General features: G+C 53.7%; 4 protein-coding genes. 1 reads left to right on the top strand and 3 read right to left on the bottom strand.

The window, feature by feature from the left end:
• Positions 1-807, bottom strand: an 807-nt coding sequence (locus tag AC1DVH_RS29520) for a Rieske 2Fe-2S domain-containing protein (protein WP_477756764.1), incomplete at its 3' end; no start/stop codon positions are given.
• 269 nt (positions 808-1,076) lie between these two features.
• Between AC1DVH_RS29520 and AC1DVH_RS29515 the strand changes: the two genes are divergently transcribed.
• Positions 1,077-1,640 carry a MarR family winged helix-turn-helix transcriptional regulator gene (locus AC1DVH_RS29515; RefSeq protein ID WP_223514710.1) on the top strand — a complete coding sequence of 188 codons (564 nt, stop codon included), beginning with the start codon at positions 1,077-1,079 and terminating at the stop codon, positions 1,638-1,640.
• 53 nt (positions 1,641-1,693) lie between these two features.
• Here the strand turns inward: AC1DVH_RS29515 and hpaR are convergent, their stop codons facing one another.
• Together hpaR and AC1DVH_RS29505 are read right to left on the bottom strand one after the other, a co-directional pair.
• Positions 1,694-2,116, bottom strand: coding sequence for a homoprotocatechuate degradation operon regulator HpaR (hpaR, locus tag AC1DVH_RS29510; RefSeq protein ID WP_477756763.1), 423 nt, complete (start codon positions 2,114-2,116; stop codon positions 1,694-1,696).
• Positions 2,117-2,243: 127 nt separating this feature from the next.
• Positions 2,244-2,493: helix-turn-helix domain-containing protein (locus AC1DVH_RS29505; protein WP_477756762.1), on the bottom strand; the 250-nt coding region annotated here is incomplete at its 5' end.

Raw genomic sequence — 2,493 nt, 5'->3', positions numbered from 1 at the left:
CCACTGAAGACTGCGCGTATTGTTGACTGGCACCACGATGATCAGAAATCCCGCTTCTTGTTCGGTGGTACCAATGAAAGCGGTCGCCGGTGCTACGAACTCGGTAACCCGAAGGTAGTCCTGCTCCTGACCAGTGGTGCGCAACGAATACGACCGCAAGCCATACGGCTTGCTTTCCAGCGTGTACTTGGGGGTGTCGTTGCCAGTGACGAGCTGAAGCCCAGCTTGGGGAAGCTCCGGGTTCGCCGTGGTGTCATGGTGCAGCAGTCCGATATGGGCCGAGTCCATCAACGTTTCGACGTTTTGCAACCAGTTCGCTTCGTTATAGGAAGCCCGCGGTCTGGCGTGCTTACGATCAAAATAGGTGAATGCATAGTCGGTGAAGGCCGGCGCTTCACCCTCCCCCAAGTACACCCAAACAATACCGCCACCCTCGCGAACCTCGAACCCCTGACCCTTTACCTTTTTGCAAAAAGTCTGGTCTTTCTCGGTTGGCATTTTGGTGCAGTTGCCCTGCGTGTCAAAACTCCAACCATGGAAGATGCAAGTCAGGCGGTTACCTTCATTTCGACCCAACGCCAGCGAAACGCCGCGGTGTGGGCACGCCTCATGAAGGAATCCGACATGGCCATCATCTGCGCGAAAGGCGACATATTTTTCGCATAGCAGTTCGACACGTTGCGGCGTGCCTCCCGGCTCAAGCGCCTCACTGCGCAGTGCAGGAATCCATTGCCGTTTCCAATACCTGTGCAGAGGTGTGCCAGGGGAGACGTCCGTCAGCAGGCGGTTCTGTTCAGCGGTCAGCATAGCGAGTCCCGTTCTTGTTTTTTAGAAGAGCCGCAGCCAGGCGGCCAAAACTATCTTAATAAAGAAGTATCTCAATTATTAAGATAGTTTTAGGCTATGCTCACCTTTACCGATCGTCAAGAAAATTCGTTAGCATGTTAACGCTTTACGATGAACGCTCCGTCGGCCTCAATGCACTTGGGTTCATCGCCTCAGCAGCGCCATAGCTGCAAGGCACACCTGGTTCGCACTAAGGTATGATCACCTCAAAGCCACCTGATGGATTTTGCATGAACGATTTATTGTTTCCTGCCGCCAGCCCTGAGGCCGTGGCGCAAGCATGGCGTAACGAACGTCCGGATCTGGATCACCATGGATTGGCGATTACTCTCCGAATCCGAAGCCTCGCCATGTTGATCGATCACCACATTGAGGTAATCGCGGACGACCTTGAACTGGGAATGAAGGATCTCATGCTGCTGTTCGCTTTACGGCGAAGCGGCCCGCCTTACTGCATGCGCCCTACCGATGTCTTTCGTCTGCTGAAGGTGACGTCAGGCGCTGCCACCTATCGAGCGGACAAATTGGTAGAACGCGGCGTCGCCAACCGGATTCCCGATCCACGTGATCGCCGAGGTCAATTGATTCAATTGAGTGAGGAAGGAATGCGCTTGGTTGATGTCGCCATCACCCGCCTGGCGGAATCAAGCTCCAAATGCCTCGCTTCGCTCGATAGCGAAGAAGGTGAGCTTGATCAGATTGGCCATCTGCTGCACTCGCTGGAAGCCGGGTGGATGGAGATTACTCCCCTCAGTGAAAACCCACTCGCACGCTCTGACGATCCCAGTCTGTGATGAGCACTTCATGACTGCGGATGTCGCCGATTTGAAAAAGCAGCCAGCCCTTTTCAGGGCTTAATCTTTTTAAGATCCTCGAGTAGCTCGACCAATTTCTGCAGTTTCTTCTCACCAAACTGCCGCTGGATCTCGAGGTAATTGCGCTCCATCCCCTCGCTCATCGACAAAAAGCATTCATGTCCTTGCTCAGTCAGATTGAGGAAAATGCGTCGCTGATCTTCAGCCGATTTCCTGCGAATAACCAGGCCGTCGCGCTCCAGGCGCTTGAGTACACCGCTCATGCTGGGTTTGAGAATACAGGCCTGATGTGCCAACTGGTGGCTTTCAAGTTCGCCCTGTTGGCGCAAGATTCGAATGACTCGCCACTGCTGCTCGGTCAAGTCATGATCGTTAAGGCCAGGACGGAAAAACGTCATTACCGCTTCGCGAGCCTGGAGCAAGGTGAGTGTCAAGGAAGGTCTGGGATTGGACATTTTGATTGGGCTATGTGAACAAGCCAACAGCTTACGGTTGGTGCTTCAGTAGCGCAACCGCCTGGAAATCGGCCGCACACCTGTGTCCAGAAACAAACACGATTCAGCCGCAAAAAAACACAAGTCGTTAGCGAAAACCCGAATGTCGCTGGCGATACTCTCCTGGTGTCATTGCAGCATTGCGCTGAAAAAAACGACTGAAATACGCCGGGTCCCTGAAGCCCAGCAGGTAGCATATTTCATTTGCCGAACTGCCCGTGAACAACAGTAGACGCTTGGCTTCCTGCATGACTCTTTCGAACACCAAGCGCTTGGATGGCAAATCGGCAATACGTCGACAGACGTCGTTAAGCCGCGCTTCGGTAACACCAATGGCC

The organism is Pseudomonas sp. P4_C3 (genome assembly GCF_056402075.1).
Note: the sequence above shows the minus strand (reverse complement) of the source record. Positions and strands in the feature narration are given on the sequence as shown.

Coding starts and splice junctions, on each gene's coding strand:
- AC1DVH_RS29515 (WP_223514710.1), top strand. CDS start 1,077: ATGAACGATTTATTGTTTCCTGCCGCCAGCCCTGAGGCCGTGGCGCAA.
- hpaR (WP_477756763.1), bottom strand. CDS start 2,116: ATGTCCAATCCCAGACCTTCCTTGACACTCACCTTGCTCCAGGCTCGC.